General features: G+C 65.6%; 20 protein-coding genes and 1 riboswitch. Of the genes, 11 read left to right on the forward strand and 9 right to left on the reverse strand.

Annotation, left to right across the window (positions count from 1 at the left end; translation table 11 throughout):
* Nucleotides 1-199: 199 nt before the first annotated feature.
* On the forward strand, nt 200-1552 hold the full coding sequence (locus EHV23_RS00475) for an IS5 family transposase (protein ID WP_125094238.1): 1353 nt from the start codon (nt 200-202) through the stop codon (nt 1550-1552).
* Between the two features lie 255 nt (nt 1553-1807).
* On the opposite strand, the gene EHV23_RS00480 is transcribed toward EHV23_RS00475, so the two are convergent.
* Nucleotides 1808-2968: an alpha-hydroxy acid oxidase gene (locus tag EHV23_RS00480; RefSeq protein ID WP_125094239.1), complete on the reverse strand. Its 1161-nt coding sequence runs from the start codon at nt 2966-2968 to the stop codon at nt 1808-1810.
* Between the two features lie 565 nt (nt 2969-3533).
* Between EHV23_RS00480 and EHV23_RS00485 the strand changes: the two genes are divergently transcribed.
* Nucleotides 3534-4982 carry an FAD-binding oxidoreductase gene (locus EHV23_RS00485; RefSeq protein WP_125094240.1) on the forward strand — a complete coding sequence of 483 codons (1449 nt, stop codon included), beginning with the start codon at nt 3534-3536 and terminating at the stop codon, nt 4980-4982.
* 158 nt (nt 4983-5140) lie between these two features.
* Nucleotides 5141-6298, forward strand: a complete 1158-nt coding sequence (locus EHV23_RS00490; RefSeq protein ID WP_125094241.1) for a hypothetical protein — start codon at nt 5141-5143, stop codon at nt 6296-6298.
* On the opposite strand, the gene EHV23_RS00495 is transcribed toward EHV23_RS00490, so the two are convergent.
* The gene (locus EHV23_RS00495) at nt 6255-7394 is read right to left on the reverse strand and encodes a DUF1615 domain-containing protein (RefSeq protein ID WP_275265076.1); all 1140 of its coding nucleotides are present in this window, start codon (nt 7392-7394) and stop codon (nt 6255-6257) included. The two genes, EHV23_RS00490 and EHV23_RS00495, sit on opposite strands and share 44 nt — an antisense overlap.
* Nucleotides 7395-7780: 386 nt before the next feature.
* Between EHV23_RS00495 and EHV23_RS00500 the strand changes: the two genes are divergently transcribed.
* The 3 genes from EHV23_RS00500 (at nt 7781) to EHV23_RS00510 (ending at nt 11592) form a co-directional block, all read left to right on the forward strand.
* On the forward strand, nt 7781-9634 hold the full coding sequence (locus EHV23_RS00500) for an ATP-binding protein (RefSeq protein ID WP_158615759.1): 1854 nt from the start codon (nt 7781-7783) through the stop codon (nt 9632-9634).
* Nucleotides 9631-10389: a response regulator gene (locus EHV23_RS00505; protein ID WP_125094243.1), complete on the forward strand. Its 759-nt coding sequence runs from the start codon at nt 9631-9633 to the stop codon at nt 10387-10389. Before EHV23_RS00500 ends, EHV23_RS00505 begins: the two co-directional genes overlap by 4 nt.
* Before the next feature lie 285 nt (nt 10390-10674).
* Complete coding sequence (locus EHV23_RS00510; protein WP_125094244.1) at nt 10675-11592, forward strand: recombination-associated protein RdgC; 918 nt, start codon at nt 10675-10677, stop codon at nt 11590-11592.
* Here EHV23_RS00510 and EHV23_RS00515 read toward each other — a convergent pair whose 3' ends face one another.
* Nucleotides 11593-11793, reverse strand: coding sequence for a CopG family antitoxin (locus EHV23_RS00515; protein ID WP_203228834.1), 201 nt, complete (start codon nt 11791-11793; stop codon nt 11593-11595).
* A gap of 408 nt (nt 11794-12201) precedes the next feature.
* On the opposite strand from EHV23_RS00515, the gene EHV23_RS00520 reads away from it, so the two are divergent.
* Both EHV23_RS00520 and EHV23_RS00525 read left to right on the forward strand, forming a co-directional pair.
* Complete coding sequence (locus EHV23_RS00520) at nt 12202-12594, forward strand: type II toxin-antitoxin system VapC family toxin (protein ID WP_125094245.1); 393 nt, start codon at nt 12202-12204, stop codon at nt 12592-12594.
* Nucleotides 12595-13012: 418 nt separating this feature from the next.
* Nucleotides 13013-13789 (forward strand): LysE family translocator, encoded by a 777-nt coding sequence (locus EHV23_RS00525; RefSeq protein WP_125094246.1) that lies wholly within the window; start codon nt 13013-13015, stop codon nt 13787-13789.
* Nucleotides 13790-13814: 25 nt separating this feature from the next.
* Here EHV23_RS00525 and EHV23_RS00530 read toward each other — a convergent pair whose 3' ends face one another.
* The 3 genes from EHV23_RS00530 to EHV23_RS00540 all read right to left on the reverse strand — a co-directional run bounded on the left by EHV23_RS00530 (nt 13815) and on the right by EHV23_RS00540 (nt 15763).
* A complete protein-coding gene (locus tag EHV23_RS00530) occupies nt 13815-14084 on the reverse strand; it encodes a type II toxin-antitoxin system RelE family toxin (RefSeq protein ID WP_125094247.1) in 270 nt (89 codons plus the stop codon).
* Nucleotides 14068-14295: a type II toxin-antitoxin system RelB family antitoxin gene (relB, locus tag EHV23_RS00535; protein ID WP_125094248.1), complete on the reverse strand. Its 228-nt coding sequence runs from the start codon at nt 14293-14295 to the stop codon at nt 14068-14070. The genes EHV23_RS00530 and relB overlap by 17 nt, the downstream gene beginning before the upstream one ends.
* Before the next feature lie 142 nt (nt 14296-14437).
* The gene (locus tag EHV23_RS00540) at nt 14438-15763 is read right to left on the reverse strand and encodes a sugar transporter (RefSeq protein ID WP_125094249.1); all 1326 of its coding nucleotides are present in this window, start codon (nt 15761-15763) and stop codon (nt 14438-14440) included.
* Between the two features lie 386 nt (nt 15764-16149).
* On the opposite strand from EHV23_RS00540, the gene EHV23_RS00545 reads away from it, so the two are divergent.
* A complete protein-coding gene (locus EHV23_RS00545) occupies nt 16150-16728 on the forward strand; it encodes a hypothetical protein (protein WP_125094250.1) in 579 nt (192 codons plus the stop codon).
* A gap of 275 nt (nt 16729-17003) precedes the next feature.
* Here the strand turns inward: EHV23_RS00545 and gcvT are convergent, their stop codons facing one another.
* Genes gcvT through gcvH form a run of 3 tightly spaced genes read right to left on the reverse strand, consistent with a single transcriptional unit; the run spans nt 17004 to nt 21733 of the window.
* Nucleotides 17004-18122 (reverse strand): glycine cleavage system aminomethyltransferase GcvT, encoded by a 1119-nt coding sequence (gene gcvT / locus EHV23_RS00550; RefSeq protein WP_125094251.1) that lies wholly within the window; start codon nt 18120-18122, stop codon nt 17004-17006.
* A 26-nt stretch (nt 18123-18148) separates the two neighbouring features.
* Nucleotides 18149-21334 (reverse strand): aminotransferase class V-fold PLP-dependent enzyme, encoded by a 3186-nt coding sequence (locus tag EHV23_RS00555; protein WP_125094252.1) that lies wholly within the window; start codon nt 21332-21334, stop codon nt 18149-18151.
* 12 nt (nt 21335-21346) lie between these two features.
* Nucleotides 21347-21733, reverse strand: a complete 387-nt coding sequence (gene gcvH / locus EHV23_RS00560; RefSeq protein ID WP_125094253.1) for a glycine cleavage system protein GcvH — start codon at nt 21731-21733, stop codon at nt 21347-21349.
* A gap of 445 nt (nt 21734-22178) precedes the next feature.
* Nucleotides 22179-22320, reverse strand: a riboswitch (glycine riboswitch).
* 620 nt (nt 22321-22940) lie between these two features.
* Here gcvH and EHV23_RS00565 point away from each other — a divergent pair.
* Both EHV23_RS00565 and glcE read left to right on the forward strand, forming a co-directional pair.
* Complete coding sequence (locus EHV23_RS00565; RefSeq protein WP_125095439.1) at nt 22941-24527, forward strand: FAD-linked oxidase C-terminal domain-containing protein; 1587 nt, start codon at nt 22941-22943, stop codon at nt 24525-24527.
* A gap of 160 nt (nt 24528-24687) precedes the next feature.
* Complete coding sequence (gene glcE, locus EHV23_RS00570) at nt 24688-26043, forward strand: glycolate oxidase subunit GlcE (protein ID WP_125094254.1); 1356 nt, start codon at nt 24688-24690, stop codon at nt 26041-26043.
* Nucleotides 26044-26125: the final 82 nt, after the last annotated feature.

Below are 26125 nucleotides of genomic sequence, written 5' to 3' on the forward strand. Positions count from 1 at the left end.
AGGCGGATGTAGAACCATCGCTGGCTCTTAATTCAGCCAAGGGATATTGTGAACGCTGGCGCTCGATCCCGGCTAGTCTGCCCTGAACAACCCGTCTCACCCCCTGATTCCCAGTGTCTGACCCCGGGAACCACCCTGTGGGAATTGCAAGATTTGCGATCATAGGGGCTCGTTTTCTTGCAATTTCTCCGGGGTTCTCATGGGTCCAAAGCCATCACAACCACAGACTGGCGAGCTGTTCGGGTATCCGCTGCGCGATCACCTGAACCTGAAGCATCCGCTGATCCTGCTGGGTGACCGGATCCAGTGGGAGCGCATCGATGCACTGGTGGCGGACCAGTTCAAGTCCCGTACGGGGCGGCCCGCCACGTCCCCACGTCTGATTGCGGGGCTGCTGTATCTGCAGCACGCCTTCGATCTGTCCGACGAGGAAGTGGTGGCAACCTGGGTAGAGAACCCGTACTGGCAGGTCTTCACCGGGGAGATCTATCTGCAGACCAGGCCGCCGATTGATCCATCCAGCCTGACGCGCTGGCGCAAAAGGCTGGGCGAGGCTGGCGTGGAAGAGATGCTGTCGCTGACGCTGGTTCTGGCGCAGGAACTTGGCATGCTCAGGGAATCCAGCCTGAAGACGGTGATCGTGGATACGACCGTCATGCCCAAGGCGATTGCGCATCCAACGGATTCCCGGCTTCTGGAGCGTACCAGACAGCATCTGGTCAAGGCTGCCAGGGCGTGTGGCCTGAAGCTGCGACAGAGCTACAGTCGTGTGGCCCCTCAGCTGGCGAGGCAGGTGGGCCGCCATGCGCATGCAAGACAGTTCAAGCGGATGCGAAATGTGCTCGGCAAGCTGCGCAAACGGGTCGGGCGTATCTGGCGGGATATCGACCGGCAACGAGAGCAGGTGACCGGCCCATTGCGTCAATGGCTTGATGACCTGATGGCACGGGCCGAACGGATTCTGACGCAGCAGCCGAAAGACAGGAACAAGCTGTACGCACTGCATGCGCAGGAGGTGGAGTGCATCAGCAAGGGCAAGGCCCGAAACCCCTACGAGTTCGGTGTCAAGGTCTCGATCACCACGACGCACAGGGAAGGTTTCGTTGTGGGCGCAAGATCGATGCCGGGCCGGCCGTACGATGGCCATACCCTGTACGAAGCGCTGGAGCAGGCGTCGATTGTGGGAGATTGCCGTATCGACACTGCCGTAGTGGACAAGGGCTATCGCGGTGCTGACGTGCCGGGCGTGAGAATCCTGCGATCAGGACAGAGGCGAGGCGTGACCCGGGGACTGAAGGCGATGATCAGACGCCGCAGTGCCATCGAACCGACGATAGGTCACATGAAGACCGATGGCAAACTTGACCGAAACTGGCTCAAGGGGGCATTGGGAGATGCACTTCACGCAGTGCTGTGCGGTGCCGGACACAACATCCGGCTGCTGCTGCGTCGGCTGCAGCGCCGGCTGCGGCGTTTTTGCGCTTTCATTTTGCTGTCGATTCTGGCCTGTGTACGGCTGATGCTGCCGGATCGGTCGGAAATGACGTTGTAGGCGGTGGAGCGCAGCGCCAACCCGGTCGTTCAGACTTCAGGCCACTCGACAGGAGCCCGTTCAACGGCAGGCTGACGGGCGGATTCTGGGTTGTTCAGGACTGACCGGCTATACAGGGGATTGAGCGCCTCGTAACTTGGGATTTTCTTTTTATCGTTTGATGCCAGAATGGCATGGACTGCGCGGATGTGCAGAGGTTGGGAAAACAGGCGCCAGATCTGGCCGTGGCATATTCTGGCGCTGCTCCTTCCTGATTCAGACCACCAGATACGTCCCCGGCACCAGAATGTTCCGGTTCACATCCTTGATGTTGCGCAGCCCGCAGAACGCCATGGTGATGTCGGCTTCGTTGTAGATGATTTCCAGCGCCTTGGTCACGCCGGCCTCACCCATGGCGCCCAGGCCGTACAGGAAGGCGCGTCCGATGAACACGCCGCGTGCGCCCATGGCCACGGCGCGGATCACGTCCTGACCGGAGCGCACGCCGCTGTCGAGGAAAATCTCGATGTTGTCGTTGCCCACGGCATCCACGATGGAGGGCAGGGCCTCGATGGTGGGTAGGGCGCCGTCGAGCTGGCGGCCACCGTGGTTGGACACGATCAGCGCGTCCGCCCCGGACTTGACGGCCAGCCGGGCATCTTCGGGCTCCATGATGCCCTTCAGGATGATCTTGCCGCCCCACTTGTCCTTGATCCAGGCCACGTCGTCCCACGAGAGCGCCGGGTCGAACTGCTGGCTGGTCCAGGAGGAGAGCGAACTCATGTCATCCACACCGGTGACGTGCCCGACGATGTTGCCGAAGTAGCGCCGTTTGGTGTGCAGCATGTTCCAGCACCAGTACGGCTTGGTGGCCAGGTTCATCAGGTTGCGCGGCGTGGGCTTGGGGGGCGAGGACAGGCCGTTCTTGAGGTCCTTGTGGCGCTGGCCGAGGATCTGCAGGTCCAGCGTGATGACCAGCGCCGAGCAGCGGGCAGCCTTGGCGCGGTTGATCAGCTTCTCGACGAAGGGCTTGTCCTTCATCACGTAAAGCTGGAACCAGAAGGGGCGGCTGGTGTGCTCGGCCACGTCCTCGATGGAGCAGATGCTCATGGTGGACAGGGTGAACGGCACGCCGAACTTCTCGGCTGCGCGGGCGGCAAGGATTTCGCCGTCGGCGTGCTGCATGCCGGTCAGGCCGGTGGGAGCGATGGCCACGGGCATGTGCACCTTCTCGCCGATCATGGTGGTTTCGAGCGAGCGGTTCTCCATGTTGACCGCCACGCGCTGGTGAAACTTGATCTTCTGGAAGGCCGCTTCGTTGGAACGATAGGTGGATTCGGTCCAGGAGCCGGAGTCCGCATAGTCGTAGAACATGCGGGGGACACGGCGCTTGGCCATTTTGCGGAGGTCTTCTATGCAGGTAATGACAGGAGCCATGGAGAGGAAGTCCTTGTTGCGACAGGGCGGGCGGTACGTCCCGGCAGCCCGCCGGGCCAGCGGTTTTATTGGGAAATGCGAATCGCCTGCAATGTGCAGGCGGTCCGGCAAGATACTACAACCGGTAACGCGCCGTGGGGTGGCCGAAAGGTGTGATTAGGTGTTAACCCTGATGGACGGTGCGGGCGCGGGCCGCGGAATGACAGGAGGCGCATCAGGGCTGTGTGCCCGTCGTGGCACGGGGGCGACGCTGGGGAGTGCTGGGGGAGGTCGTTGGGGGCGCGCGATGCAGTGCCGGGCAGGACGGTACCTGCGCGCGGTGGGTGATGCAGGCGCAGCCGGCTCCGCCGTCGTATCGGGGGCGTTTTGGTTGCGCCGCATCTGGACCTGTCGGGTGCAGGTGTGATCCATGTCGGCCGCGGCGTGTTCCGTGATGGCATGGGGCCGTGTCAGTCGGGTGCCGGCGGCTCCATCCCTTTGCCAGAGGCCCCGCCAGCCTCCCGTACAGGCGCGAATGGGTCCGCTGCACGCTCTAGAATGACCGCCAGCCCACCGGAAGAACATCATGCACGAGACAGAATCCCCCGCAGCAAAGACAGCAAAGGCCACAGCCGCCACCCACTCACCCTCTCCCCGCCTGACACCCGCCCTGGCCAGTGCCCTGCAGCAGCGCTTCGGCAGCCGGTTTTCCACCGCGCAGGCCGTGCGCGAGCACCACGGTCGGGACGAATCACCCTATCCGCTCACGCCGCCCGAGGGTGTGGTGTTTGCCGAAAGCACGCAGGATGTGGTGGACGTGGTCAATCTGTGCCGTGAGCATGGCTGCCCGATCATTCCCTGGGGTGCCGGCTCGTCCATCGAGGGGCAGCTGCTGCCGGTGCAGGGGGGCATCACGCTGGACCTGTCGGGCATGAACCGGATGGTGGCGCTGGCCCCCGAAGACCTGCAGGTGACCGTGCAGGCCGGCATGTCGCGCCGGCAGCTCAATCAGGAAATCCGGGGGACGGGGCTGTTCTTTCCCATCGATCCGGGGGCCGATGCCTCGCTGGGCGGTATGGTGTCCACCCGCGCCTCGGGTACCAACGCCGTCCGCTACGGCACCATGCGCGAGAACACGCTGGCGCTCACCGTGGTCACGGCGGATGGCGAGGTGGTGCACACCGGCACGCGTGCCCGCAAGTCGTCGGCCGGTTACGATCTCACGCGCCTGTTCGTGGGGGCCGAGGGGACGCTGGGCATCATCACCGAGGTGACGGTGCGGCTGCATCCGCTGCCCGAGGCGATGTCGGCTGCAGTGGTCAGTTTTCCGTCGGCCGAACAGGCGGTGAACGTGGTGATCCACGCCATCCAGATGGGCATTCCGCTGGCCCGCTGCGAGTTTCTCGATCCGTCATCCATCCGGGCCATCAATGCCTACAGCCGGCTGACGCTGCCCGAGCGCTACACGCTGTTCTTCGAATTCCATGGCAGCGAGGCCGGGGTGGCCGAACAGGTGGAGCTGGTGCAGGCACTGGCGGCCGAGCAGGGCGGGGCGGATTTTCAGTGGGCCAACCGGCCCGAGGAGCGCTCGAAGCTCTGGAATGCGCGTCACGATGCCTATTTTGCCGGGCTGCAGCTGCGCCCCGGTGCCCGCGGCATCACCACCGATACGTGCGTGCCCATTTCGAAACTGGCCGTGTCGGTGGAGGGGGCACGCCGGCTGCTGGAAGACAGCGGCTTTCCGGCCATGATCCTCGGGCACGTGGGTGATGGCAACTTCCACTGCCTGATTCTGGTGGATGCCGACGACCCCGACGAGGTGGCCCGTGCCGAGGCGCTCAACCGCCAGATCGTGGAACTGGCGCTGTCGCTGGGCGGCACCTGCACGGGCGAGCACGGCATTGGCCTGCACAAGATGGACTTTCTGCAGGCCGAGGCCGGTGCGTCGGGCGTGGCCCTGATGACCCGCATCAAGCAGGCGCTCGACCCGCAGGGGCTGTTCAATCCGGGCAAGATGTTGCGGCCGGGGGCTTGACGGCGTGGCGACGGCTTCCCGGGGCACCGCAGGTACCGCATCATGCTCTTGCACGCAGGACGGCAGAGTCTGATAGGGTCTTGCCAGAGGAGCAGTCCGGCCGCAATTAGTATCGATACTGGTCACCTCTTCCCGTTCCACCCGAGTACCGCATCTCCATGATTTCTGCTGCGTTATCCGTGTTCCTGCTGCGAGAGCAGTCCTGGTCGGACTTCGAGTTTCCACGGGGTCAGGTGGTGGCTGCGCTGACGCTGATGGGGCTGCTGACTGGGCTGAGCCTGGCCATGCTGGTCGATGCCGATGGCCAGCCGCTCTTTTCACTGCAGGGGGCCGTGCTGCTGGGGCTGGTCTTCAACGCGCTGCTGTATGGGCTGGTGCACGCCATGCTGCGCCGCTGGCTGATGCGTGACGGGCGCTGGGATGGCCGTGGCCCGCTGTTCAACCTGCTGGTGGCCGCCGGGCTGCTGCCCAACATCCTGTCGGCTTTGTTCGAATCGCTGGAGCTGCCGCCCGATCTGGCGCAGCTCTCCGGCGTGGCGGTGGCCCTGTGGGGGCTCTGGACGGTCAGCCGCGCCCTGTCGTGGCTCATTCCAAAGGCCGACACGCGCTTTGCCATGGCCGGCATGGCGGTGTCGTCGGTGTTCTCCGTGTCGGTGCTGGCCGTGCTGGCCATGGGGGTGCTGATGGCCTTCGAACCGGAAGAGCTTCAGCAGGCATCGGCACCGGGCGCGACGCAGTCGGCCAATGCCACTGCACCGGGCGCACCCGGTGCGTCGGCAGCCTCGGGATCACCCCCCGTGCAGGGCGCCCCGGCTGCGGGTGCCTCTGCAACGTCTCAGGGAGGTCCTGCTGCGGGCGCCTCTGCAACATCTCCGGCTGCAGGCAGTTCTGCTGCGTCGCCGGCTGCCGGCCAGCCCGACCCTTCTGTTCCCCACCCGCCGGACACGGCAGGTCAGCATGGTACCCAGGCCGACAGCCGGACGGCACAGGCAGGGCAGGGCGCCCAGACGGGCAATCAGACAGGCAATCAGACAGGCAATCAGACAGGCAATCAAACGGGTGCCCCGACCGGCCAGACCAGTGCCCAGTCCGGTCAAACCGCCAGGACCGGCGCCCAGCCCGCGGCCAGCGCCCGGGATGCACAGAAGGCCAGTGACTGTCCCGCTGAGCCCCACAACTACCGCGACCGCCCCCGTGGCGAGCTGGTGCGTCACCAGCGCTTCGACCGCAATGGTCAGGCCGTGGATGCTTCTGGCCGGCCCTGCGCGCCTGTCACTCCCCCACCCGCGCCAGGCAGCGCAGATAGCGCTCGTTGACCCGTTCGGCAAACCAGGCCGTCGTCAGCTTGCGGGTGATTTTCGGGCTGTTGAGCCGGATGTCGGGCAGCAGCGCCCGGGCCATGGGCCTGCCGCTGCCGGCCCGGTCGGCCCGTGCAAAGGCAGCCTTGTAGAGGGGCGTATCGGCAAAGGCCAGTGAATCGCCCTTCTGCAGCATGGCGCGGATGGCCTCGTCGCTCTGGCCGATCTGTTTGCCGAACACACGGGCGGCCTGCTCGGTCTGGCCCGGGGTGTTCATGGCCGGATTGGCGTGGTCCAGCAGGTCGCCATCGGGCGTGAGCTTGCGGCCGGTGGCCACGGCCAGGGCGCGCTGGAAGGCCGCATTGCGGCTGGCATAGTGGCCTGCGTTGTAGTCGGCAAAGCGGAATTTCATCTCCGGATAATCCACCGGATAGTCCAGCAGGTGGGCAATGCCGAAATACAGTCCGCCGCGCCGGGTGAAGATCTCCTCGCGAATGCTGCGCGCGTCGCCGTAGGGGTAGGGTTTGCGTTTGGTGTGTTCTTCGGCATAGGCGATCGATACCTGCATGGCGCCGCCGGTGCGCACCGGGTTGTACTGTCCGAACAGCTGTCTGCCCATCGGTACCGAACCGATCAGTGCATCGAAGGTCCTGCTCAGGTCCTCTTCGGTACGCGCGCTGTCGATGCGTTCGGCATAGCTCTTGCCATTGCCGCTGGGCAGCGCCAGCGCACTGCGCACCATGAAGCTGGGGATGTGATAGCGCCCGGCCCGTTCCTCGATGGCCTTCCACGCAATGGCGGGCAGCCCCGCCACCACCGGATTCACCTGAAAATTCGATTCCTGCTCGATGATGGCCACCGTGGCGCACAGGCTGCCGCGCGTGGCGGGCAGCCCCAGCAGCGAGAACGATGTCCGGATGTCGTGGGCCCAGCCAGAGGCGTCCTTCACCCCGGGGGGGACGGCCTTGCGCGCCATGCTCAGCGCATCCTGCGGGGCCAGACCGGCCTGCGACGGATCGGTGGTGGTCTGGCAGCCGGCCAGCAGGGCGGCCAGGGCGAGGGCAGCGACAGGGGGGAGGCGGTTCGGCGTGATCATCGTGCGAAAGCGGAGCATGTGACAGGAACGTCAGGGTGGTGGCACACGGGTGGCACATGTGCGGCACATGAACGGTATGCGTGCGGTATGGAGGTGGCACGCAGGTGGTACATGGGTGGTACACAGGTGGCGCATTGGCGGTACGGGTGTGGTACACGTGCGGTACATGGGTGGCACACAGGTGGTACACGGGCAGGGCGGCGTGATGCGCAGCAAGGCCATGATGCGACCAGGCTGTGCATACGGGTCAACCCGCACAGGTTACAGCGCCAGACACCCAGATTATGGGGAGATTGCGGATTCTGAGGCATTCTGCGGGAACTTGCGGCGTACATTTGCGCCTGGATCACGCGTCCTGTGTTCTATTGTCTCCCATGAGAATCGGAATCGGCTTCAAGTTGTTCGTGGCAGTCCTGGTCGCCAGCATCGTGATGGCGGTCGCCATGGGTATTGCCAACCGCGTGAGCTTCCAGCGCGGCTTTCTGGGCTACCTGAACGAACTCGAAAGCCGGCGCATGTCCGTGCTCACCACCATTCTGGCGGCCCACTGGCGCGAGGTGGGCGATCCCGAGCACGGCTGGGATGTCCTGCGCGGGCGGGATGACCTGTGGCGTCACATCGTACGCTACAGCGGCTACCGCCTGCATTCCGGTCCTCGCCATCTTCCCATGCTGGTGCCCCCGGAACACCAGCTGCGCATGTGCCGCAGCGGCCCCGGGCTGCCGTATCCCTACGGCACGATGGACATGGGGGCGCCTGCCGGCAGTGATGCCCCGCCCCTGTTCCTGCTGCTGCACCAGCACCCACGGCCCGCCGGCGGTTTCTATCCGCTGCCCAGGCCGGCCGATGACCATGGCCGGCGGCGTACGGGAGCCTCCCATGCCCCGCATCCCGATCATGCCCGTCTGGCCGCGCAGATCACACCTGGGCAAGGGCGGGTACGTCGGCTGGTCCCGGGTGAGGCGTCGGCCGACATCGGCCGTGCCGGGCTGTTCTGGCCGCCGGAAGCACGGGCCGCCGAGATGCCGGGGACCGGCCCTGCCGAGAACCCCCTGCTCGATGCCCTGATCGACAACGAACCGATGCCCGGTGAGGGCATGCCCCTGCCGCCCGCCCCCGACTGGACGGGCCACAACCGGCCACCACCACCTCCGCGGGATGCCGCAGCCCGGATGACCCTGCAGGATGCCCATGGCCGGTTCGTGGTGGGCAACCCCAATCCCGGTCCGGATGCCCATTTCGTGCCCATCCTCGTCGATGGTGTGGTGGCCGGCTGGGTGGGCAGCGAGCGCTTCACCGAAGTGACCGACGCCGCCGACCTGGCCTTCCAGCGCCGGCAGGAGAGCGCCGCCTGGTACATCGCCGGCCTGGCCGTGCTGCTGGCTGCCGGCATTGCCTGGCTGCTGGGCCGGGTGATGCTGGTGCCGGCCCGGCGACTGGCCTCGGCCACCCGGGCCCTGGCCGCCGGCCAGTACGACATCCGCGTACCGGCCGAATCGCAGGACGAACTGGGTCAGCTGGCGCGCGTCTTCAACAGGCTGGCCAGCACCCTGCAGAGCAACGAGAGCATGCGCCGCGCCTTCATGGCCGATGTCTCGCACGAGCTGCGCACCCCGCTGGCCATCATGCGCGGTGAGCTGGAAGCCGTGGAGGATGGCCTGCAGCCCCTGGACCAGCGGGTGCTGCAATCGCTGCAGAGCGAAGTGGGCATCCTGTCCAAACTGGTGGACGACATTCACGTCCTGTCCATCACCGAAATGGCCTCCATGGCCTATCACTGGCAGATGGTCGATGTGGTCGAACTGCTCGACAGCACCCTGGCCAGCTGGCGGGAAAGACTGGCGGCGCGGGGGCTTGGCCTGAAAAGGGTCGGGGTTATCGATAAAATATACGTTTCGGGCGATCCGAACCGGTTGCGGCAGGTGTTCCAGAACCTTCTGGAAAACGCCGTGCGCTATGTGGACCAGGGCGGCCAGGTGCAGGTGGGCTGCCAGGCCGGCAACCCCGGCGTGATCATCATTTTCGATGATTCGGGGCCGGGCATGCCGCCGGAAGACTTTCCGCGGCTGTTCGACCGTTTCTACCGGCGCGAAGCCTCGCGCAACCGGGCCACGGGCGGGTCGGGGCTGGGGCTGGCCATCTGCCGGGGCATCGTCGAAGCCCATGGCGGTCATATCAACGCGGAGGCATCACCCCTGGGCGGGCTGCGCATCCGGATCGAACTGCCGCCCGAACATACCTCGGAGGGAAGTGGATGACGCAGCCTAATCTCTGGACCAACCCCGGCCGGCCGCTGCAGCTGCTGGTGGTGGAGGACGAGCCCAAACTGGCCGTGCTGGTGTGCCGTTATCTGGACGCCGCGGGTTTTCAGACGGGCATCCTGGCCGACGGCCGCCTGGTGGTCAACGCCGTGCGCACCAACCCGCCTGATCTGGTCCTGCTCGACCTCATGCTGCCGGGGCGCGATGGCATCGACATCTGTCGCGAGATCCGCACCTTCTCCTCGGTGCCCATCATCATGATGACTGCCCGCGTCGAGGAAATCGACCGGCTGCTGGGCCTCGAACTGGGCGCCGACGACTACATCTGCAAACCCTTCAGCCCCCGCGAAATGGTGGCCCGCGTGCGGGCCGTGCTGCGCCGCACCCTGTCCGACGCCATCAAGCCGCAGCAGTCCGCCGTGGCCGAGGCCGTACTGGAAAAGCCGGCCGAAGTCTCGCCCCCGCCCGATGGCCTCTGGATCGACACCGTGCGTCATTCCGCCTGGCTCGAAGGCGTGGCGCTGGAGCTGACCCCGGTGGAATTCCGCCTGCTGTCGGTACTGGCCGCCATGCCGGGCCACGTCTTCAGCCGCGAAGACCTGCTGGAACGCCTGTACGAAGACCACCGCGTGGTCAACGGCCGTACCGTCGACACCCACGTCAAGAACCTGCGCCGCAAGATGGGCCGCATCCTGCCCGATTCCGAGCTGATCCAGTCGGTGTACGGGATGGGGTACAAGTATCAGCCCTGAGCGCAGCCGGCCTGCAGCGTCGGGGTTGTCGCTTTTGGTGCCCCCCGCTGCATGCCGGCCCCGATGATGCGTTAAAGTAGCCGCCCGGCCATGACGGGAAAGCCCCCGTTCATGCGGACGGCTTTTCTGTCCCGCCATGGTGCCCACCGTCCACCTCACTGCACCAGTCACCGGCGAAATGCCGTGCGGCAGGCATGCCGTCTGCATCTTCCCTCAACATTCACCATCTGACTGACATCTCCGCTCAGACAGATGTCCCTTCTTTGTCCTTCGCATCACATCTCCATGAGTGCCGCCTTTTTTCGCAACGCCCTGATCTACCGTCTCTCCGCCCCCTGGAACCCCGATCCCGCTGCCGTCGAGGATCAGCTCGCCCGCCTGGCCTTCACCCCTGGCATGGCGCAGGAGGCCCAGTCGCTGGGCTGGGTGCCGGCCATGGAAGGCGAGGGGCTGGCGCATCGCGTGGGCAAACACTGGCTGCTCACCCTGCGCGCCGAAAAGAAACTGCTGCCGGCCTCCGTCATCAACCAGTTCACGAAGACCCGTGCCGCCCAGCTCGAAGAAGAGCAGGGCTTCAGACCCGGCCGCAAGCAGATGAAGGAGCTGAAGGAGCGCGTCACCGAAGAGCTGCTGCCCAAGGCCTTCAGCATCTTCCGTGATACCCGGGTCTGGATCGACCCCGAAGGCGGCTGGGTGGTGGTCGACACCACGGCGCCGGCGCGTGCCGACGAGATCATCGGTCTGCTGAAGAAGTCCGTGGACGACCTGCCGCTGGCCCCGCTGAAACTGGCCCATTCGCCCGCCCAGTGCATGACCACCTGGCTGGTCGACAACGAGGTGCCTGGCCCGTTCTCCATCGACGACGACAGCGAGCTGCGCGACACCGGCGAATCCCGCGCGGCCGTACGCTATGTGCGCCAGTCCGTGGACGCCGACACCGTGCAGCGCCACCTGAAGGAAGGCAAGCAGTGCACCCGGCTGGCACTGACCTGGCGCGACCGCGTGTCCTTCGTGCTGACCGAGACCTGCGCCATCAAGCGCATCAACGCCCTGGACGTGGTGCGCGAGGGCCGCGAGGGCCTGGACGAGGGCGACGCCCGCCAGGTGTTCGACGCCGAATTCACGCTGATGGCCGGTGAACTGTCCGGCATGCTGACCGACCTGCTGGATGTGCTGGGCGGGGAGCAGAAGGCGGAGGGGTGATCAGCGCACGGTGCCGCTGGCGTGCGTGCGCAGAATGTCCGACGTGCCCGGTTTGCTGAACTCGAACTGCATCGGCCTGAAATCCGACAGGTCGTACTCCGACAGATCAGCCGTATCAACGAAGTGCTCTGCCTCGTCGTCCGTGCGTAATGGGGGCAGGGCCTTGCCGGGAGAGGGCATGGGACGGGTGGATCGATCCATGCATGACATGGACTCCTGTCAGGGTTGGTGCCTGTTGGCGGAGACCGTTGCTCAGTGGCAACGCTGTGTTGGCTGAATATTGTGCCGCAAGGATCTCCGGCCGGTGTTTGCGACACAGTACATCATGATGGTGACGGTGTAACGCAACACGCACGTTCCACCCCCGATTTGCCCGTGATGCCCTGTTCATGGGCCTCTTCAGCAGACCAGCCCCGGAAGTCTGGGGTTTCTGCCCTCTGGACACCGTGCGTTTTTTCCGTCGATACCCGAACGGCATAGGCCGTCTGTACAGACAAGCCGCCCGTCGGTTGCTTTTGTTGCAGCGTGTCAAAAGCATTGAGACCGGGGGCGTTTTCTTCTACAGTCCGCCCTTGTCTCCAACCGGCGCAGGCCGGAGCTTTCCATTACATGAAAATTCTGCTGGATACCCAGGTTCTGAAAGCCTGGCTGACCCACGACCTCTCCCGTCTGTCTGCCCAGACCATTGCCCTGCTGCAGGACACCGGCGCCGAGCGCTACTACAGCAACGCCAGCATCTGGGAACTGTCGCTGAAGGAAGCGCTGGGCGCCTCCAACGTCAAGCTGAACCCGCACGAAGTGGTCAACGCCCTCAAGGCCCAGGGCTTTGTCGAGCTGCCGCTGACCCTGTCCGTCGTCTGGGGCGCGCTGCGCATGCCCGGTACTTTCGGCGATCCCTTCGACCGCCTGCTGCTGGCCCAGGCCAAACAGAAAGACCTGAAGCTGCTCACCGTCGACCCGCTGATGCTGCAGCGTGAGCTGCCGGGGGTGATGGCGGCCTGAGTCGCTGCGCAGGGGCGTCCGGGCGGCTCCGTGTACGCTGGCCACAGCCACAAACAGTGTGCCAGTTCTGGCCATTGGGCCGGAGATTCAACGCAAAACGCCTGAGCGTATCCCTCGCCGGGCGTTTTGCCGTTTCAGGGGGACCTGGCGCCGCCTTGCGCTGTCCGTATGATGCATGGGCCGGTTCGTGACCCTCATTCGGAACAAGGGGCGCTTCGCAGGGGGTCATTGAACAATGGACTCATCAGTGCCGGCTCCAGTCGCCGTCGCTCCGCCATGAGTTCGATCTCTGCCATGAGCCCGATGAACGCCTCCAGCGTCGGCAGCTGGTGCCGGACGCGCTGATACTGCATCCACGGCGCCCCGCAAAGCATGGCATACTGCCCCGCTGCTTCGACGCCTGTTACACCGGCACGCCATGCACCCCGACTACCTTGCCGAGTTCCTTGCACTCGCTGCCGTCCACTTCCTGGTGCTCATCGCCCCCGGCCCGGACTTCTTCATCACCGTGCGCCAGAGCGTGCGCCATGGCCGCAACGCCGCCATCGCCACCGCGCTGGGGATCTGCGCCGGCATGTCCGTACATGTGATCTACACCCTGCTGGGCATGGGCGCGCTCATGCACAGCACCCCGTGGCTGATGCAGGTGGCCCAGCTGCTGGGTGGACTGTATCTGTTCTATCTGGGCGTCGTCTTCATCCGCCAGGCCGGGCGCATGGCGGAAGGTACCGGCCCCCAGCCGCCCGGGGAGGCTTCCGCCGCGACGGGCAGCGTGCTGCCGCTGGCCGGTGATGCATCCATCATGTTGGATGAGCCCGCTGTCTCCGGCCGTGAGGCGGTCCGCGGGTGCGCGAATGTCATGACCCTGCGCCAGTCCTTCCTGCAGGGGTTTCTGACCAACGCCACCAACCCCAAGGCCACGCTCTTCTTTCTGGCCGTTTTCACGACCATGGTCAGCGCCGAGACGCCGCTGTCCGTGCAGGTTCTCTATGGCGTCTGGATGTGCCTCGCGAATGCGGTCTGGTTCGTGGTGGTGGGGCTGGTGTTCTCGTCAGCCCGGGTACGCGGGCACTTCCTGCGCGCGTCCTGCTGGATCGAACGGGCGATGGGGGTGCTGCTGATCATCTTTTCGGCGCGGCTGCTGTGGGAGTGCGTGGCACTGCTGGCCAGCGTGCAGCAGGCGCTGGCGGCCTGAGCGAGGGCCTTGGGAAAGGGGCACACTATCGGCGGTACACATCCTTGCGGTTGCCCAGCTCAACGACCAGAATGCGCAACACATTGTTCTGAATGTTGCAGATGATTCGGTAATCGCCAACACGGTAACGCCAGTAGTCTCCCAGAGGTCCTGTCAGGGCCTTTCCTGACGTTCTGGGATCATTTTGCGGCGCGATACGCGTATCCATGAAATCAACGATGCGCCGCGCGACCTGACGGTCAAGTTTCTTCAGTTGTGACCGAGCCTCGGCGGTATAGTCAATCGTCCAGGCCAAGATCCTGTCTCACTTCTGCTGCCGAGTAGATCTTTTCTTCACCACGGCGAACGCGCGCCATCACGGCTTCCGCCCGGTAATAATCTTCCATGTCCTCAAGCCCCTGCTCAATGGCTTTTTGCAGGTAGTAGGCCCTGGATTGTCCCGTGAGGGACGCAAGAAAATCGAGGCGCTGCTCGATTTCTGGCGTCAGGTTGATGGATGTGGGCATGACTGGCTCCTTGCTTCCTGGGGCTTTGAGGTGGCTCCGGTAAGGTTACGTCCTCCGGGCGAGGATCTCAAGTGTGCTGTTGTGCAACCTGCTTGCCGTGTCGCCGGAGCAGGTGTTACTACAAGGTTCCTGCGTGGTCCTCTCAATGCCCCGCCACCACCCCGCCCCCCGGTCCGCGCAGAAACACCCCGCGAAACTTAACCAGCGCCAGCACCGTCCCTGCCAGCGTAGCCACTGACAGCCACCCGGCCACATGGCCCAGCTGCGGCAGGCCCCAGTGCAGGCTCACCTGATTGCCCAGCAGCGCGCCGGCGCCGATGCCCAGATTGAAGAGCCCCGAATAAAGCGCCGTGGCCACATCGGTGGCATCCGAGGCCAGCCCCAGCACGCGCGCCTGCGTCGACAGGCCAAAGCACATCATCATCGCGCCCCACAGCACCAGCAGCGTCAGCAGCCAGCTTTCGTGCGTGGCCATGCCCGGCAGCAGCAGCAGGCAGACACTCATCACCGCCAGCGCCGTGAGCAGCAGCGTACCGGGCATGCGCGTACCCAGCAGGCCGAACAGCACGCTGCCGATCAGCCCCGAACCACCGAACACCAGCAGCACCAGCGTGATGGCCTGACCCTGCAACCCCGCCACGTGTTGCGCGAAGGGTTCCAGATAGCTGTAGAGCGTGAAGTGCGCCGTCACGCCCACGATCACCAGCCCGTACACACTCAGCAGTGCCTGCCGCTTCAGCAGCAGCGGCAGGCTGGATAGCGAACCACTGTTCTGGCTGGGCAGCTTCGGCAGCAGCCGCATCAGCACCAGCATGATGACCAGTGCCACCGCACCGGTCAGCCCGAAGGTGATCCGCCAGCCCAGCAGTTTGCCCACCACCCTGCCCAGCGGAATACCCAGCACCATGGCCAGCGACGAGCCGGTGGCCACCAGCCCCAGCGCCTGGCTGGCCTTGCGGGAGGGCACCATCCGCACGGCCAGCGATGGTGTGATCGACCAGAAAATCGCATGCGCGCAGGCAATGCCCAGCCGGCCCGCCATCAGCAGCCAGAAGCTGCTGGCCACTGCCGTGACGGCATGGCTGACCACGAACACCAGAAACAGGATCATCAGCAGCCGCTTGCGCTCGGCCGCACGTACCGCCAGCATCAGGGGCAGGGAGCCGACGGCTACCACCCACGCATAGATGGTCAGCATCAGCCCCACGTCCTCGGTGCGCATGGCAAAGCTCTCGCCGATCATCGACAGCAGTCCCACCGGCGCAAACTCGGTGGTGTTGAAGATGAAAGCGGCCAGAGCCAGGGCGATGACGGCAGGCCAGCTGGTGGGGGTTGCCGTTTCTGCGGTGCCCGCGTTGTCTGGTGCGCTCGTGCTGTCCGGGACGCCCGTGTCAGTGCTGTTGATGCCAGCGGTGTCGTCCTGGGGCGCCGAGGGGGGGGCGGGGAATGCTGCGGGGATGTTGCTCATGGGGTGTCGGAGTACCGGCGGCAGGCAGCCCGAAGGTGGCTGCCATTCCGTCAAGTATGTGCGGAGCCGGGCGCGGTGTATCGTGCCATGAGGTCAAAAGGAGTCGGGTGATGGGCTTGGAGGAGGGGGGTGTTGTCGCCGTGCGACGAACGTGGCATTGCGTAGTGCATCTTGCCGGCACGTGGATTCGGGGGCAGCGGCGGGGTGAATGAGTCCATGACATGCGCCAGGATATGAGATGCTTCACTGGGGCAAAAGGTGGCCAGTGTTTCGGGGGAAATTACCTGTTGGAGTGCGCGTCGTCCACGTGTATGGTTCTGTGTCTGTTCGTTCTGCGGCGTCTGAGGGTGCTCGCTGGGCCGGCTTCCAGGAAAGAGCGGGTAGAAGTGAAAGCAACGATCATCTTTCTGGGCTTCGCGCAATACATCCCCTATTTCATCAGCATGTTCCGGGGCCGTACCCGACCTTCCGTGTCGGGTTGGCTGTGCTTTGCGTTGTCGCTCTTCGTCACGCTTGTGGCGTCGCTTTTCATGGGGTCGATCAGTATTCTCGTTTCCTGTGGAATGGGGTTGTTGTGCCAGATTTTCATCATTATCGCAGGGGTGCGGCAGGGGGTGGCGTTCATGCCCTCCCGTATGGAGATCTTCGTCCTGTGGATGGTAGCCTTCAGTGGGGTGGCCTGGTTTGCTTCGGGGGATGCTTCCGTGGCCATCTACGTGAATCTCATTGCCGAGGTGGCTGGCACATTCTTCATTTTCTTGAAAACGTTGCGGCACCCGATGTCCGAGGCCCTGCTGACCTGGGGAATGGGGCTTCTGGGGTCTGGCCTCGCAGTCATTCATTTCAATGACGAAACAGGAGCCCATTATGCGTACCTGCTCAATGTGTTCCTGTCGAATCTGCTGATTGTCGGGCTGCTCCTGTATCAGCGGTTCGTGCCTGCAGATGGAAAGCGTGGCCCGTAGAGCATGTCATGGACCTGTTCTTCCCCGCGAAACCCCAAGGGAGCCCTCTGCAAAAGCGGTGAAAGTCCTGCGGCATTTTGGCCCCCATGCGCGGGTGGTTCGGGAGGTGCTCCCTCGCTCCCCAGGGCAAAAAAACCGGCCCGTGAACCGCATTCACCGGGCCGGTCATGATGGAGCCCCCTGCAGGCCGTATCGTCAGCGCATCAAGTGCCAGACGCGCCCTTCAGGTGCCAGGGGCCTTTCCCGCAGGTCGCTGGCCTGCCGGGGCATTCCGCTCACCGCTTGTACTGCTTCGCCACAAACGGCAGCTTCACCCGCTGCAGCGGAATCAGCCTGTCCCGCACCCGGGCGTGGAGGGGGCTGTCATCCTTCGACACCGCCGGTGGCAGGTAAGCCAGCATGATCGGCTTGCCCAGCGTGGGCGACACCGTGCCGGACGTGACTTCGCCGATCACCTCGCCGGCTGCATCCACGATGGGCGAATGTGCGCGTACCGGCACATTGCTGTCGGCCATCAGCGCCGTCAGCCGGCGCGGGGCGCCGTGGGCCAGCTGGCCCAGAATCACCTCGGCGCCGGGGAAGCCGGCAAACTTCGCACCGTCGGCACGGCGGCTCCTTGCAATGGCAAAGTTCAGCACGGCTTCCACCGGTGTGGTGTCGGGGCCGATGTCGTTGCCATGCAGCGGCAGCCCGGCTTCCAGACGCAGCGTGTCGCGCGCGCCCAGGCCAGCCGGTGTGACGCGGGCGTCGTCCAGCAGGTGGCGCACCACCTGTTCGGCCTCGGCGGTGGGGATGGAAATCTCGTAACCATCTTCGCCGGTGTAGCCCGAGCGCGTGGCAAAGCAGGGCACACCCAGCAGCTCCAGCGAGACGGACTCCATGAAGCGCGGCGAGGCCGCCCGCGGATCCAGCGCGCTCAGTACGGCTTCGGCCTGCGGCCCCTGCAGGGCGATCAGGGCGGCGTCGATCCACTCGAACGACAGTTTCGGGCAACGGGTGGTGAGCAGGTGGTAGTCGTGCTCGCGGTTGCCGGCGTTGACGATGATGCGCACCTCGCTGCCGAGGTTGACCAGCATCAGGTCGTCCTCGATGCCGCCCCGCTCGTTCAGCAGCAGCGAATAGCGCTGCTGGCCCTCGGGCCAGTCGGCAAAGTCCAGCGGCAGGCAGGCTTCCAGCTGGCTGTGCAGTGTGCCGATCTGGCCGTCACGCGGCGTGACCAGCAGCTGGCCCATGTGCGAGACATCGAACAGGCCGCACGACTGACGCGTGGCCAGGTGCTCGGCCTTCAGGCCGCTGTACTGGATGGGCATGTCGTAGCCGGCAAAGCCGCCCATGCGGGCGCCCAGCTCCCGGTGCAGCGCGTCCAGCGCCACGTGTTTCAGGGTATCTGCCATGATGGGTCTCCTTGTGATGTTCCGGCTCACTGATAGCCCGACAGCGGCGGGCAGGTGCACACCGGGTTGCGGTCGCCGGCGGCGTTGTCGATGCGCTTGACCGTCGGCCACACCTTGCCCCCCTTCAGCCAGGGCACCGGGAAGGCGGCCTGTTCGCGGCTGTACGGGTGATTCCATTCGCCCGCCACCTCGGTGGCAGTGTGCGGGGCGTTCTTCAGCGGGTTGTCGTCGGCGGGCCACTTGCCGGCGGCCACGTCGGCAATTTCCTGGCGGATGGCGATCATGGCGTCGCAGAAGCGGTCCAGCTCGGCCCTGTTCTCCGATTCGGTGGGCTCGACCATCAGCGTGTCGGGCACCGGGAAGGAGAGGGTGGGGGCGTGGAAGCCATAGTCCATCAGCCGTTTGGCCACGTCTTCGGCGCTTACGCCATACTGGGCCTTGAAGTGGCGCAGGTCCAGAATGCACTCGTGTGCCACCCGGCCATGCTCGCCGGTGTAGAGCACCTCGTAGTGCCCTTTGAGGCGGTGCACGATGTAGTTGGCGTTCAGGATGGCCATCACCGTGGCCTGGCGGATGCCGGCCGAGCCCATCATGCGGATGTACATCCACGAAATGGGCGTGATCAGGGCGCTGCCGAAGGCGGCGGCCGAGACGGTGCCGGGTTGCGTGCCTTCCTTGATGGAAGAGGCGGCCAGGGTATGCCCCTGTTCCGCGGTCGGGCCGGACGCTCCGGTCTGCGAACGGGCGCTACCCGCCTGCGTGCCCGGTGCGCAGCCAGCGCCTGCGGGAGCTGCCGTCAGTGACGGTGCGGCCGGCAGGTACGGCACCAGATGTTTGGCCACCGCAATCGGCCCCATGCCCGGGCCGCCACCGCCGTGCGGGATGCAGAAGGTCTTGTGCAGGTTGAGGTGGCACACGTCGGCGCCGATCTCGCCCGGCTTGGTGAGGCCGGCCTGCGCGTTCATGTTGGCGCCGTCCATGTACACCTGGCCGCCGGCGGCATGCACCTTCTTGCAGATGTCGCGAATGCTGGCTTCGAACACGCCATGGGTGGACGGGTAGGTCACCATCAGGCAGGCCAGCGTGTCGCGGTGGGCTTCGATCTTCGCGTCCAGGTCGGCCACGTCGATGTTGCCCTTCTCATCGCAGGCCACCACCACGATCTTCAGCCCGGCCAGCTGGGCCGAGGCCGGGTTGGTGCCGTGGGCCGAGGCCGGAATCAGGCACACCTTGCGCTGCGGCTGGCCCTGCGCCAGCAGGTACTCATGAATGGCCTGCAGCCCGGCATACTCGCCCTGTGCACCGGAGTTGGGCTGGAACGACACGCCCGCAAAGCCGGTGATGTCGGCCAGCCACCCGCCCAGCTGCGCCAGCATGGCGGCATAGCCCTGCGTCTGGCTTTCGGGGGCGAAGGGGTGGATGTGGGCAAAGGCCGGCCAGGTGATGGGCGCCATCTCGGCGGCGGCGTTGAGCTTCATGGTGCACGAGCCCAGCGGGATCATCGAATGCACCAGCGAGATGTCGCGGTTTTCCAGCCGCTTCAGGTAGCGGACGAACTCCGTTTCGCTGTGGAAGCGGTGGAATACCTCGTGCGTCAGCACGGTGTCGGTGCGCAGCAGGCCGGCCAGCACGTCGCTGTCGGTAGCCTGTCTGGCGGCCAGGTCTTCCAGCGTCCGGATCGTCGCCCCGGTTGCACATGACGTTGTGGTGCCGCTGGTTCCGGTGTCGTCCGTTCCGATGCTGCCCGATGCAGTGCTGCCGCCCCGGGCGTTGCCCGTCAGCACTTCCACCAGATCGGCCACGTCGTCCAGCGTCACCGTTTCGTCCAGCGCCACCAGCACGCGCTGGTCATCCAGCCGGCGCAGGTTGATGCGCCGCGCTTCGGCCCGTGCCATCACCGCATCGGCGGCGGCCCGGTCGGCAAAACGCCAGGTCAGCGTGTCGAAGTACACGCCGTGCTGGGGCAGTGGGAAGGCAGCGCCCGCGGGGCTGGAGGCGCCCTGACGGCCGGCAGTCGTGCTGGCTGCACCGGTTGCCGCCTGGCCGCTTGCTTCGGCCACTGCCGCGGCCAGCAGCCGTGCCAGCCCGTGTGTGCGCTGTGCGATGCGGCGCAGCCCCTCGGGGCCGTGGTAGATGGCGTAGAAGGCCGACATGTTGGCCAGCAGCGCCTGCGCCGTGCAGATGTTGCTGGTGGCCTTGTCGCGGCGGATGTGCTGCTCGCGCGTCTGCAGCGCCATCCGGTAGGCGGTGTGGCCGGATGCATCCACGCTGGTGCCGATGATGCGACCCGGCATGGAGCGGATGAGTTTCTGCCGCGTGGCCATGAAAGCGGCGTGCGGGCCGCCAAAGCCCAGCGGAATGCCGAAGCGCTGGGCCGAGCCGATCACCACATCGGCGCCCTGGGCGCCGGCGGGTTTGAGCAGGACCGATGCCAGCAGGTCGGTGCCCACGCAGACCTTCACGCCGGCGGCCTGCAGGCGGGCGATGTCGTCGGTCAGGTCGCGTACGCGGCCTTCGGTATCGGGGTTCTGCAGGTGGGCACCGTAAACGGTGGCCGGATCCAGCGCATCCAGCGCGCCGACGGTGACCGGAATGTCCAGCCAGCGGGCACGGGTGCGAATGACCTCGATGACCTGCGGATGCGTGCCGGCCTCCACGAAGTAACCGGCGGCCCTGTTGGCCGTGTTGGCCCGGCGCAGCATCGTCATGGCCTCGGCGGCGGCCGTGGCCTCATCCAGCAGCGAGGCGTTGGCCACCTCCATGCCCGTCAGGTCGATGACCATCTGCTGGAACACCATCAGCGCTTCCAGCCGGCCCTGCGAGATCTCGGCCTGATAGGGCGTGTAGGCCGTGTACCAGCCGGGGTTTTCCAGCACATTGCGGCGGATCGGCTCGGGGGTGAAGGTATTGTGGTAGCCGGCACCCAGATAGCTGCGCCAGACCTGGTTCCGGCTGGCCAGCGCCTGCAGCTCGGCGAGTGCGCCGGCCTCGGTGGCCGCCTCGCCCAGCGACAGGGCCGGTCTGTTGCCCGGATCCAGCAGAATGCTGGCCGGCACCGTTTCGGCCACCAGCGCATCCAGCGAGGAGGCGCCCACGGTGGCCAGCATCTGCGTCACATCGTCCCCCGCAGGGCCCACGTGACGCGCCACAAATTCATTGCTGCCCTGGGCCAGCAGCCCGGCCAGGGTTCCCGAGTCGTTCCGATCCGCCATGATGGTGTCCCCTCAGTCCTTGGTAGCTTCTGCGTAGTCTTCCGCCGACAGCAGGCTGTCGAGATCGGCTGCATTGGCCGGCTTGATGCGGAACAGCCAGCCGCCCTCGAAGGGCTGCTCGTTGACCAGCTGCGGGGCCTCGCCCAGCGCGTCGTTGCCGGCCACGATCTCGCCGGCGATGGGGGCGTACACGTCCGATGCCGCCTTGGTCGACTCGACCACACAGATCGCCTCGCGGGCCTCGACCTGACGGCCGGCTTCCGGCAGTTCCACATAGACGAGATCGCCCAGTTCGGCCTGTGCGTGCTCGGTGATGCCGACGGTGATGGTGCCATCCGCCTCGGGGCGCAGCCACTCGTGCGATTCGGTGTACTTCAGATTGCTGGGTACTTGTGCCACGGCAATGTCTCCAGAGAAAGGGAATGAAGGGATCGGAAGGGCGGCAGCCGTGCCGCCACCCCGCAGATTAACAGAGCTTCACATGGGCATGGCCGATATCGGCCAGGACCGGCTGCACCGCGCCATCGCCCGGTGTTGGCCAGAACCGGCAGCACCACGTCATTGTCCGGTGCCGACCAGAACTGGCAGCGCCACGCCACGATACGGTCACATGGATCGCCCCGTGGCGGCGCTGTGCACCTGCCGGAAAACCCGCCCCCTCTGTATCTGTGCCTGAGATCGTACCCTTCGGCGAAGCCTGGGGCCGTGCCTGCCCGACTGCCGCCCGGCGCAGCCTCCGGACGCCATGACCTGGATGTCATGACCCGGACCGGGCGTCAGCCCCGGACGGCATGCGTGAGGCGGTGCGATGCAGCACCGGCCCTGGCTCTCTCTCCAGAGCGTTCGCGCCGCGGCAGTCCTTTTGCCTGAGAGTTTGCGGGGATGCTGCCCCTTCGGCGCCACCATGGGGGCGTGTCTGCAGGGTACGGAAGTTCGACCCATGCCTGAAACACGCCGCGCTGGATGGTCTCTCCTGCTGCGACGATAGGGTGTTGTAGGGAAAACCCTGATGTCCGGAAGCCCCGGTGATAAAGATTTGGAGGCACTCTGGTCCCCGTGCCCGGGCGATCCAGCGCGTTGTCATTGCCGCCAATGGTTCTGCCATTGCCGGCAAACGACGCCTTCTGGCTCGGCCCGATGCTGGTTTCAAGGTGCTTGCAAACTTTTCCGGAGGCTCCCGGGGTTTCCAGACAAAACCCCGGAACTGCCAGAAAATTAGCTGACGTATGGCGGCAAGTCAAACCGGGCGTATTACGGATGACGTGTGCACCGGGGCCCGCACTTCGGGTCTGCACGGGGGTGAACAAGCCCAGGACACGCTCTAGAATGAACGAAGACCCTGCCCGTGAAAGGGAGAGCAGGCCCCGCCGGCACCGTACGGACGGGCACCTGCCATAACACTGGAGACCCATGCCGTATGGACAACGGCCCGTCATCGCCCTGGCCGGGGCAACCGCCAGCCCGGTCGCACCCGTCAGCCCGGTTGCATCCGCCTGTAGTGCATGCCGGTGTGCCGCCCCTGTGCGACAACCCGCAACCGGTGGACACCGAGACGCAGGCATTTGCCCTGCCACGGCTTCAGGAGGGCGAGCAGCCGTGGCAGGACATTGCCCGCCCGCTGCCGCCCGGGCAGGCGCGTCAGCTCATCCAGCGCCTGCAGCAGATCCTGCCGGCGGGCAGTGTCCTGCACCGCGAGGAAGACCTGCGTCCTTACGAATGCGACGGCCTGAGTGCTTATCGCCAGTTGCCCCTGGTGGTGGTCATTCCCGACGCCGAAGCGCAGGTGCAGGCCATCATCCGCCTCTGCCGTGCGCTGGACGTGCCATTGGTGCCGCGCGGGGCTGGCACGGGGCTCACCGGCAGTGCCTTGCCCCATGCCGGCGGCGTGCTGATGTCGATGGCCCGCTTCAACCGGATCGGGCACGTGGACCCGTACAGCCGTACCGCCCGTGTCCAGCCCGGTGTGCGCAACCTGGCCATTTCCGAAGCGGCCGCGCCGCATGGCCTGTTCTACGCCCCCGATCCCTCCTCGCAGATCGCCTGCACCATCGGCGGCAATGTGGCCGAGAATTCCGGTGGCGTGCATTGCCTCAAGTACGGGCTGACCGTGCACAACGTGCTGGCCGTGCGCGGGCTGACCGTGGATGGCGACCCCATCACGCTGGGGCCGGGGATGGATCCGGCTGTGGCGGAGGGTAGGGCGGCGGCCGCACCTCCTGGCGCACCGGGGCCTCGTGACGTATCGGGGGCGCCGTCCGGGCCGGCCTGTACGACATCTGCCGTGGCGCTGGACGCCCCGGGGCTCGACCTGCTCGGGGCGGCCATCGGTTCCGAGGGCATGCTGCTGGTCGTGACTGAGGTGGTGGTCCGGCTGCTGCCCATGCCCCGGCAGGCACGCGTCATCATGGCCTCCTTTGACGACGTGGAAACCGCCGGCAATGCCGTGGCCGACGTGATCGCTGCCGGGCTGATCCCGGCCGGCATGGAGATGATGGACCAGCAGGCCACACGGGCCGTCGAACCTTTCGTCAACGCCGGCTACGATCTGGATGCAGCCGCCATTCTGCTGCTCGAATCCGATGGCACCGAAGCGGAGGTCACCGAAGAAATTGCGGCCATGGAAGCCGTGCTGCGCAAGGCCGGGGCCACCCGCCTGCAGGTGTCCACCTCCGATGCCGAGCGCATGCGTTTCTGGTCCGGCCGCAAGAATGCCTTTCCGGCGGCGGGCCGCATCTCTGCCGACTATTACTGCATGGATGGCACCATTCCCCGGCGCACCCTGGGCCGCATGCTGCAGGCCATTGCCGGCATGGAACGCAAATATGGCCTGCGCTGCATGAACGTCTTTCACGCGGGCGACGGCAACCTGCACCCGCTCATCCTGTTCGACAGCTGCATCCCGGGCGAATGGGACCGGGCCGAGAAATTCGGTGCGGAAATTCTGGAACTGTGCGTCGGGCTGGGCGGCACCATCACCGGCGAACATGGCGTGGGCGTGGAAAAGATCAACTCCATGTGCGTGCAGTTCTCCGAGGCAGAACGCGCAGCCTTCTTTGCCTTGAAGCGCGCCTTCGATCCCCCGGGGCTGCTCAACCCCGGCAAGGCCATTCCCACGCTGCACCGCTGCGCCGAATACGGACGCATGCACGTGCAGCAGGGGCGGCTGAAGTTTCCGGAACTGCCGCGGTTCTGAGCATGGAGATACCCTTGTTTCCATCTATCCCGGCCATGTTTTCGGCTATTCCTGCCATGCTTCCGGCTATCCATGCCATGTATTCGACTGTCCCTGCTATGTTCCCGGCCGTCCCTGTCCGGTTTCGAAAGGAACGATGATTTCGAAAGGAACGATGATCATGTCTTCTTTCTGCAAGGAAAACGGTACGGCACAAGCGTTCACGAATGCGGGCGACATCCCCGCGGCTGGTGCAATCCGTGAGGCACGTGCTTCCCATGCAGCCCTTGCCGAACTGCGTGAACAGCTGGTTTGCGCCTATCGAGGTGGCTATCCCATTCTGCTGCAAGGGGGTGGCACCTGTGCGTTCTACGGCAATCCGTACCGCTTCCGTGGCGAGGAGATTGCCGGTGGGACACCAGCTGGTTTCGTGCCGGAGGGCTCCACAGACATCGCACAACCTGCTTCTGTCATGCTGGACTGTCGCCGTTACGCCGGCGTCGTTTCGTACGATCCCTCAGAGTTGGTCGTGACGGCACGCTGCGGCACATCGCTGGCCGAACTGGAGGTGCTGCTGGCCGAACAGGGCCAGTGTCTGCCCTTCGACCCACCGCACTTCGCCCCGGGGCGTACCGTGGGCGGCATGGTGGCCACCGGCCTGTCGGGACCGCGACGCTTGTCGGCGGGCGCCGTGCGCGATTTCGTGCTGGGGACCGTGCTGCTTGCGGCCGATGGCAGCGTCATGCGTTTTGGTGGCGAAGTGATGAAGAACGTGGCCGGCTACGACATGTCGCGTCTGCTCTGCGGATCGCTCGGCATGCTGGGCATGATTGCCGAAGTCTCGCTGAAGGTGCTGCCCGTGCCGCGTGCCGATGCCACCCTGCGCCTGGAGATGACCGAAGCCGATGCACTGGCCGCCTGCAACCGCTGGGGCGGCCAGCCCCTGCCACTGGCGGCTACCTGCTGGTACCGGGGCGTGCTGCATGTCCGCCTGTGCGGGGCGCGGCGCGCCGTCGATGCAGCGTGCAGGCTGCTGGGTGGCGAAGTCGTGGACATCAGCGAGGCCGATGCCTTCTGGCGTGCGCTGCGTGACCAGCATCTGGACTTTTTTACCGGCCCGGCCAGCGCAACGGCGCCTCTCTGGCGCCTGTCGGTCCCCGCCACCACCCTGCCGCTCGATCTGCCGGGTGAGCATCTGATCGAATGGGGAGGGGCGTTGCGCTGGTGGCGCCCGCCCCTGGAGCACGGCCAGCCGGTGTACCGCTTCGGGGGCAGGGACCATGCCTGGCCCGGGGCTGCTGCGGCACTGCGCCATCTGGTTGCACGCCAGCGCGGGACGGCCACGCTGTTCCGGGCCGGCACGGCTGCGGCTGGTGTGCATGCGGGTACCGCTGTCGGGCTTTCCCTGGGAACATGCGCCGGCGCGGAGCGTTTTCATCCACTGGATCTCGTAAACCTGCAGATTCACCAGCGCCTCAAGCAGGCCTTCGACCCGCGTGGTCTGATCAACCCGGGCCGGATGTATACCGGGCTGTGACTGATGCACGTACCGGCAGCCGTCCGATGGACACACGGGTCGCGTGGTCTCACAGGAGCGATGCCCGACTGCCTGACTGAAT

The sequence above is a fragment of the Lautropia dentalis genome, from assembly GCF_003892345.1.
Lineage (GTDB): Bacteria > Pseudomonadota > Gammaproteobacteria > Burkholderiales > Burkholderiaceae_E > Lautropia > Lautropia dentalis.

Bases quoted from the DNA above. Each gene is read 5' to 3' on its own strand.
- EHV23_RS00475 (WP_125094238.1), top strand. From the start codon at position 200: ATGGGTCCAAAGCCATCACAACCACAGACTGGCGAGCTGTTCGGGTAT.
- EHV23_RS00480 (WP_125094239.1), bottom strand. From the start codon at position 2,968: ATGGCTCCTGTCATTACCTGCATAGAAGACCTCCGCAAAATGGCCAAG.
- EHV23_RS00485 (WP_125094240.1), top strand. From the start codon at position 3,534: ATGCACGAGACAGAATCCCCCGCAGCAAAGACAGCAAAGGCCACAGCC.
- EHV23_RS00490 (WP_125094241.1), top strand. From the start codon at position 5,141: ATGATTTCTGCTGCGTTATCCGTGTTCCTGCTGCGAGAGCAGTCCTGG.
- EHV23_RS00495 (WP_275265076.1), bottom strand. From the start codon at position 7,394: ATGCTCCGCTTTCGCACGATGATCACGCCGAACCGCCTCCCCCCTGTC.
- EHV23_RS00505 (WP_125094243.1), top strand. From the start codon at position 9,631: ATGACGCAGCCTAATCTCTGGACCAACCCCGGCCGGCCGCTGCAGCTG.
- EHV23_RS00510 (WP_125094244.1), top strand. From the start codon at position 10,675: ATGAGTGCCGCCTTTTTTCGCAACGCCCTGATCTACCGTCTCTCCGCC.
- EHV23_RS00515 (WP_203228834.1), bottom strand. From the start codon at position 11,793: ATGGATCGATCCACCCGTCCCATGCCCTCTCCCGGCAAGGCCCTGCCC.
- EHV23_RS00520 (WP_125094245.1), top strand. From the start codon at position 12,202: ATGAAAATTCTGCTGGATACCCAGGTTCTGAAAGCCTGGCTGACCCAC.
- EHV23_RS00525 (WP_125094246.1), top strand. From the start codon at position 13,013: ATGCACCCCGACTACCTTGCCGAGTTCCTTGCACTCGCTGCCGTCCAC.
- relB (WP_125094248.1), bottom strand. From the start codon at position 14,295: ATGCCCACATCCATCAACCTGACGCCAGAAATCGAGCAGCGCCTCGAT.
- EHV23_RS00540 (WP_125094249.1), bottom strand. From the start codon at position 15,763: ATGAGCAACATCCCCGCAGCATTCCCCGCCCCCCCCTCGGCGCCCCAG.
- gcvT (WP_125094251.1), bottom strand. From the start codon at position 18,122: ATGGCAGATACCCTGAAACACGTGGCGCTGGACGCGCTGCACCGGGAG.
- EHV23_RS00555 (WP_125094252.1), bottom strand. From the start codon at position 21,334: ATGGCGGATCGGAACGACTCGGGAACCCTGGCCGGGCTGCTGGCCCAG.
- glcE (WP_125094254.1), top strand. From the start codon at position 24,688: ATGTCTTCTTTCTGCAAGGAAAACGGTACGGCACAAGCGTTCACGAAT.